Origin of the sequence: Bradyrhizobium sp., assembly GCF_027451485.1 — a bacterium.
Lineage (GTDB): Bacteria > Pseudomonadota > Alphaproteobacteria > Rhizobiales > Xanthobacteraceae > Bradyrhizobium.
Window position 1 is genome coordinate 1 of record NZ_DAIDJE010000145.1, and the last position, 5,771, is coordinate 5,771.

Here is a 5,771-nt window from a genome sequence, read left to right on the forward strand (position 1 = left end):
GTCAGCCTTGGCAGAGTGGGAACGGCACGCGGCGGCCGAGCAGATCATGACCCATTCCGGGGTGCCGATCTTCTACCGTCCCGGCGACCGGGCCTTTTACACCGTGGCACAGGATCGGGTCACGATGCCGGAGCGCGAGCAGTTCAAGACGGCGGATCGGTTTTACAGCACGGCCCTGCATGAGCTGGGGCATAATGCCGCGATCCGGATTATGCCGCATGGCCTCCGCTGGAGGCCGGATAGCCCGGCATTGGCCATGCGGCTGTTCGGCATAATCAGAGCCCTTCCAGGAACGCGAGGAGTTGATCGTCGGGCCGGAACCGGCCCGACGGCGTGGCTGGAGCGGCGACGCGAGCGAGCGCCTTTTCCTTCATCCGCATGTCGGCATGGATGTAGATTTGGGTGGTCTCGACGTTCTCGTGACCAAGCCAGAGCGCGATCACCGCAGGATCAACGCCGTGGTGGAGCAGGTCCATCGCCGTGCTGTGGCGCAGCGTATGTGGCGTGACCTGTTTCGTGCCGATGCTCGGGCACGCGCGCGACGCCGTGAGGCAGTGCTTGCGGACCAGATGCTCAAGAGCGTCACGGCTCAGCCGTTCGCCCCGGATCGACGGGAACAGCGGCTTGCCCTCATCTTTGTCGTTGCCGATCCACGTCGCCAGCAGCTTGGCTGTCTCGCGGCGAAGCGGGGTGGCGCGCTCCTTCCGGCCCTTGCCCATGCAACGGATGTGCGCGCCGGTCCCCAGCACGACATCGCCCCGCGTGAGGCCGACCAGTTCGGAAGCCCGCAGGCCTGTCTGGACCGCAAGCAGGAGCAGAGCGTGATCGCGCCGCCCCGCCCATGTTGTACGATCCGGAGCCGCCAACAGCGCCGCCATTTCCTCGGCATCGAGGAACGTGACCGCACGCTTCACATAGCGCTTATTGGGCATGGCGAGGATGCGCTGGCAGTGCAGCAGCCAAGTCGGATCGGTCATCGCGACGAAGCGGAAGAACGATCGGATCGCGGCGAGCCGGGTATTACGGCTGCGAGCGCTATTACCCCGCGCGGTCTCGGTGTGGGCGAGGAAGTCCGCGACCAGATCGGCGTCGATGTCTTCGACCGTCAGGTTGACCGGCGGCTTTTTGCGGCGGGCGCTCGCATATCTGAGCAGCAGCCGGAACGTATCGCGATAGCCGGCGACCGTATGTCGGCTCGCCTCCAGTTGCGTGCAAAGCCGGTCGGTGAAGAAGCGCTGGATCAGCGCGGGCAAGGTGACGGCGTTCATTGTGCCATCTCCCCGCCGCTCGCGGTGGCACGGGCTATCGCCAGATCGAGCAGTTCCGGGACCGCCTCCAGATACCAGTATGTTCGGGAAGGGCTGCTATGACCCAGATAGGTCGTCAGCCGGATCATCTCGCGCGCCGGATCCTTGCCGGTCCGGTACCAGTCGATCATCGTGCGCACGGCGAAGGTGTGGCGCAGATCGTGGATGCGTGGCCCTCGGCCATGCCGATGGTACTGCTGCTCGGATCGCAAGCCGATCTGCTGGCACGCCTGCGCGAAGTTGTAGCGGGCCGTGCAGTCGGTGAGCCGGGTCGCCTTGTCGGTTACGAACAGCGGCACCGCCGGATGACCGATCAGCCGATCGCGTTCGATGCGATAGTTGAGCAGTCGCTCGACGGTGCTGGGGTCGAGCGGCAGCAACCGCTCCTTGCCGTTCTTGCCCTGTCGGACGCGCAGCACACCATTATCGGCGTCGAGGTCGTTCCCATCGAGCGCGAGCGCCTCGCTGATGCGCAAGCCCGTGACCGCGATGAGCGCGAACAGTGTCGAGCAAGTCAGCCCGCGCAACCCGCAGATCGACGGCAGCGCCTTTGCGGCCGCGATAATCGAAGCGACCTCGGCATTGCTGTAGATATGCGGACGCGAGCGCATGACAGTGTCCGGCAACAGGCCCCGTGGTGGGGGTTCATGCGCCGGATCGAAGCTGCTCAGCCACTGCGCGAAGAGGCGCACGGCGGTAAGCCGCGCCGCTCGCGTCATGCCGTTGGCCTCGCCGAGCGTAGCGTGCCAACGCAGGAACAGCGCCGTGTCGATATGCGTCACACGCTCGCTGTCGGCGAACCGCGTGAAGCGGCGAAGGATGCGCTCGCTGGTGCTCAGGTCGTAGCCGAGGCGGCGCCGCACAGCCAGATAGCGGTCGAGTTGGAAGGTGAGGCTCATTGCGCGCCTCCCGCCACGGGCCAAGGCATTGCCACTGACCGCAGCCCATCGATGTCGAGACGGGCATATATCATCGTTGATGTGCGTGAGCGGTGCCGCAGCACATCGCCCACCTCGTCGAGCGATGCACCCGAGTTCACTAACTGGGTGGCAAGGCTATGACGCAGCAGGTGCGATCCCACATAGGGCGTTACCGGCTTCTGGCCAGTCGCCTTCAGCGCATCCTTGAGAACGGCGTTGACGATCTGGCTGTCCTTGAACGGACGGTACGGCGCGCGATGGGTGACGAACATCGTGCGACAGGACGCGGGTCCGCGTTCCTCGCGCAGATAGCGGCAGAGGGCCTCGCCAACCTCCGCGCTGATCGGCACGCGATCGTGGAGCTTCCCCTTGCCACGCACCAAGAGTTCGCCCGCGCGCCAGTCGATGTCGTCCAGCTGGATCGCGATGACCTCGGCAGCGCGCAAGCCGAGCCGGGCCATGATGAGCAGCATCGCATAGTCCCGAGCGCCGTGCCGGGGGCTGTCGCGCACGCAGGCGAGCACCGCCTCGACGCCCTCGGGCGACAGATGGCGCGGCAGTCGTGCGCCCCAGCGCTTCGCCGCCCTAGGCACGCTCAGCGCCAGATTGGTCGCTGTCGCGCCGCTGCCGAACAGATATTGCAGGAAGATACGAACATGCGTTGCCACCGTTTTGTCGCGACGCGCGCCTGCCAACACATGCTCGATGAAGCTGATCACGTCGGCAGGCCGCAACCGCCCCGGATCAACTATCGCATCACCAAAGCGATGATCGAGGAACCGGTTGGCGAACCGCAGCGTGTGATAGATCGTCCGCGGACTCAGGCCGCGATGCTTGACCAGATAGGTCTCGAAGTTCGCCAGCAGGGTCGCGCGCGCCTGCTGCGCCTCGGTCAACGGCACCGGCTGCGTGACGCCGATATCGAGCAGATGCTGCGCGAACCGGCGGGCCAACCTATACGGCCATACCGAGCCCGTCTTCTTGCGCGGCACCTTGCGTCCCAGATGCTCGGCCATGTCGAGCGTCAACGCCGAAGGACTGATGCCCTCGACATCCATCGCGTGCCCCACCTTCCGCAGGATCGATTGGTAGGTCTTGACCGTGCCGGCGGTGTAATTCTCCGCCGCAAAGCTCTCGGCGAACGAGTCCAGATACGGCTCGATGCAGGTCTGCAAATATTGAGGCATGATCGTCGTGCTCCATGTTGTTGGAGCGATGAAGATTATGCCGAATGGGATTGGTGCGATCATACCGCCAACCGCGCCCTGCCGAGCAGATGCGGCATAATCCGGATCTCGGCATTATGCCCCAGCTCATGCAGGGCCGTGCTGTAAAACCGATCCGCCGTCTTGAACTGCTCGCGCTCCGGCATCGTGACCCGATCCTGTGCCACGGTGTAAAAGGCCCGGTCGCCGGGCCGGTAGATGATTGGCACCCCGGAATGGGTCATGATCTGCTCGGCCGCCGCGTGCCGTTCCCACTCCGCCAAAGCGGGCCGGGCCTCGATCTTCGGCATGCCAGCGATCTGCTCGGCATTGAACACCACGGCCGAAAACACGCGCGGGCGTTCCAGCTCGACGCTGCGATAAATCTGGTTGCCCTCGGCATCCTTCACCGGCCGGCCTTGCTCGTCCTTCACCGGCACCCGGTCAAACTTCTTGAAATACTGGATCAGGGTGCCTTTTTCGCCTTTCATTACCTGGGCATCGAGGCTCTGGGCCTGCTTGTATGTGGTCCAGCGCGGATCGCTGTAACCCTTCATCTCGGCCACCGCCATCAGCCAGATTGCATTGCCGCCCTGGTAATCTTTGCCTGTGGTCGCGTTGTAGGGAATGAACCGGAGGCCGCTAGGCTCCCACGGCTTCACCCAGGGCGCGGTGCCCTCCTCCAACTGTTTGACAATCGAGGCGGCAACCGTCTGGGCATAATCACCGGCCATTGGTGGCCTCGTTGGTGTTCTCCACGTCCGCATTGGACTCCCAGGCGTCAGCTTCATCGAGTGCGGTTTCCTCGACCAACCCCAGCTGATCGACATCGACCGGATCGACTTCGACCATGAAGCCCGGTCGCATCAAATCGGCCAGATCGCGCGAGATGATTGGTTTCTTCGGTTTCATCGCTCTCCTCCTCCTCAACGTGCTCTGTATCGCCCGGCGCGAAAGGCCGGCCCTTCGCTGGCCCCCTGCCCTTCCCCGGCGTGCCCTAGCGCTCGAATTGCCGGGTCGCGGCCTCGCTCTCGGCCGCGTGCTGCCAATAGGCCCGCGCCAGGGCTACGTGGCTTCGCAAGCCAAATCTGTTGCGAAGAACATCGATCTGATCGGGATCGTCTGACGTATTCGGATAGGTGTAGCCGTGCGGCTCTCGATCTTCCGCCATGCCCGCCAACCAAACCGGGCGCCTTAGCGCCCGGCCTCGATCGCGGCGATCATCAAGCGATCCAGCTCGGCCATGTCGATCTCGCCCCGGATAAACCGCTCGTTTGCAGCCTCAAGCACTGGATCATGAACATAGCCCTGGCGGATATTCGCCGCGCGAGCCTGCTCAATCGCATGCCGGCGCCGCGTCATTTCAGCTTCCGAAATCCTGCTGACAAGCTGATCCATCGCGCCGCGTCCTTTCTCCACCGAAGTTAAGAATTAAGGAAAAATGCAGTAAAATTCAAGAGATTTCAACTATTCATCCCGGCTTTGCGAATATCCGTCTTGGTAAAATCATCGCCTTTGAACAGCAGCGCCGCGCGGTAGGATTTGGCGGCGCCATAGGCAAAGCAATCGCCCATGTTCAAGGCGGCCGGATGCCGCCCCTTCCCGAAATCGGCATAAGCCTGGATCGCCAGATCATACTCACGCTCACCGAGAGAAATGACCTCGATGCCGAGGGCACTCATAAAGCTCTTCACCTTTTGCCGGGCGCCATCCATCGAAAGCCCGAAGCTGCGGCAGAGCCCGGCTGTGGCCTCCCACATGGCAACCGGTGAGACGAGACGGGTGCGTTCCTGGGCCAGAAGATCCGCCAACATATCCGCATCCTCCTCGCCGGCGATCATGGCGATCAGGGCAGAGGCATCGATGAAGATCATTCCCCCTCCCCAGACAGTTCATCGAAAAATGCCTTGTCTGCCTTCAAGCCTGTAGGCGGCGGCAGCGGATTGGCCTCGCGCCACTCGCGCAGGCGCTCGCGCAAGGGCTTTGCTTCGCGGGTCCGGTCAAGCTCGGCCTGCACGGCGATCCGCACGGCATCCTGTTTGGTTAGGCCGCGCTCTTTCGCCAGCTTGGCGACAAGCTCGGCGGTCGCATCATCGCGGATGTAAAGCGGCATGGGCGCCTCTTGATATCCAAATATCTATTTTTGAATATCTTGATATCTTACGAATAGCAAGGTTATTCACAAGAAAATTGCCCGCTCGACCGCCAGAACAAGAAACACCAGCGCCGCCCCTACGGCCAGAGTCCAAAGCTGGCGTGTGCGGGTTGGCTTCCGTCGCCTCATGCGTCGGCTGTGCGCGGCGGACAGGGCTGCCTGCCGCGATTGCCCCCGGAACCTC

The 5,771-nt window shown here is 63.2% G+C and carries 9 protein-coding genes and 1 pseudogene; 1 reads left to right on the forward strand and 9 read right to left on the reverse strand.

Annotated features, from left to right (window positions below; all coding sequences use genetic code 11):
* Nucleotides 1–7 precede the first annotated feature (7 nt).
* Nucleotides 8–187: pseudogene (locus tag NEZ08_RS25820) on the forward strand (zincin-like metallopeptidase domain-containing protein); the annotation flags it as partial.
* A gap of 88 nt (nt 188–275) precedes the next feature.
* Here the strand turns inward: NEZ08_RS25820 and NEZ08_RS18235 are convergent.
* The 9 genes from NEZ08_RS18235 to NEZ08_RS18275 form a co-directional block, all read right to left on the reverse strand.
* Nucleotides 276–1,268: a tyrosine-type recombinase/integrase gene (locus tag NEZ08_RS18235; RefSeq protein ID WP_011930443.1), complete on the reverse strand. Its 993-nt coding sequence runs from the start codon at nt 1,266–1,268 to the stop codon at nt 276–278.
* A complete protein-coding gene (locus NEZ08_RS18240) occupies nt 1,265–2,206 on the reverse strand; it encodes a tyrosine-type recombinase/integrase (RefSeq protein WP_011930444.1) in 942 nt (313 codons plus the stop codon). Before NEZ08_RS18240 ends, NEZ08_RS18235 begins: the two co-directional genes overlap by 4 nt.
* Nucleotides 2,203–3,402, reverse strand: coding sequence for a tyrosine-type recombinase/integrase (locus tag NEZ08_RS18245; protein WP_298109829.1), 1,200 nt, complete (start codon nt 3,400–3,402; stop codon nt 2,203–2,205). The genes NEZ08_RS18240 and NEZ08_RS18245 overlap by 4 nt, the downstream gene beginning before the upstream one ends.
* Before the next feature lie 71 nt (nt 3,403–3,473).
* Nucleotides 3,474–4,166 (reverse strand): ArdC family protein, encoded by a 693-nt coding sequence (locus tag NEZ08_RS18250; protein ID WP_298109831.1) that lies wholly within the window; start codon nt 4,164–4,166, stop codon nt 3,474–3,476.
* On the reverse strand, nt 4,156–4,344 hold the full coding sequence (locus NEZ08_RS18255; protein ID WP_298109833.1) for a hypothetical protein: 189 nt from the start codon (nt 4,342–4,344) through the stop codon (nt 4,156–4,158). Before NEZ08_RS18255 ends, NEZ08_RS18250 begins: the two co-directional genes overlap by 11 nt.
* 85 nt (nt 4,345–4,429) lie before the next feature.
* Nucleotides 4,430–4,603 (reverse strand): hypothetical protein, encoded by a 174-nt coding sequence (locus NEZ08_RS18260; RefSeq protein WP_264797759.1) that lies wholly within the window; start codon nt 4,601–4,603, stop codon nt 4,430–4,432.
* A gap of 23 nt (nt 4,604–4,626) precedes the next feature.
* The gene (locus NEZ08_RS18265; protein WP_048879521.1) at nt 4,627–4,830 is read right to left on the reverse strand and encodes an antitoxin VbhA family protein; all 204 of its coding nucleotides are present in this window, start codon (nt 4,828–4,830) and stop codon (nt 4,627–4,629) included.
* 65 nt (nt 4,831–4,895) lie between these two features.
* Nucleotides 4,896–5,306, reverse strand: coding sequence for a type II toxin-antitoxin system VapC family toxin (locus NEZ08_RS18270; protein WP_048879522.1), 411 nt, complete (start codon nt 5,304–5,306; stop codon nt 4,896–4,898).
* Nucleotides 5,303–5,545, reverse strand: a complete 243-nt coding sequence (locus NEZ08_RS18275; protein WP_048879523.1) for a type II toxin-antitoxin system VapB family antitoxin — start codon at nt 5,543–5,545, stop codon at nt 5,303–5,305. The genes NEZ08_RS18270 and NEZ08_RS18275 overlap by 4 nt, the downstream gene beginning before the upstream one ends.
* Nucleotides 5,546–5,771 lie beyond the last annotated feature (226 nt).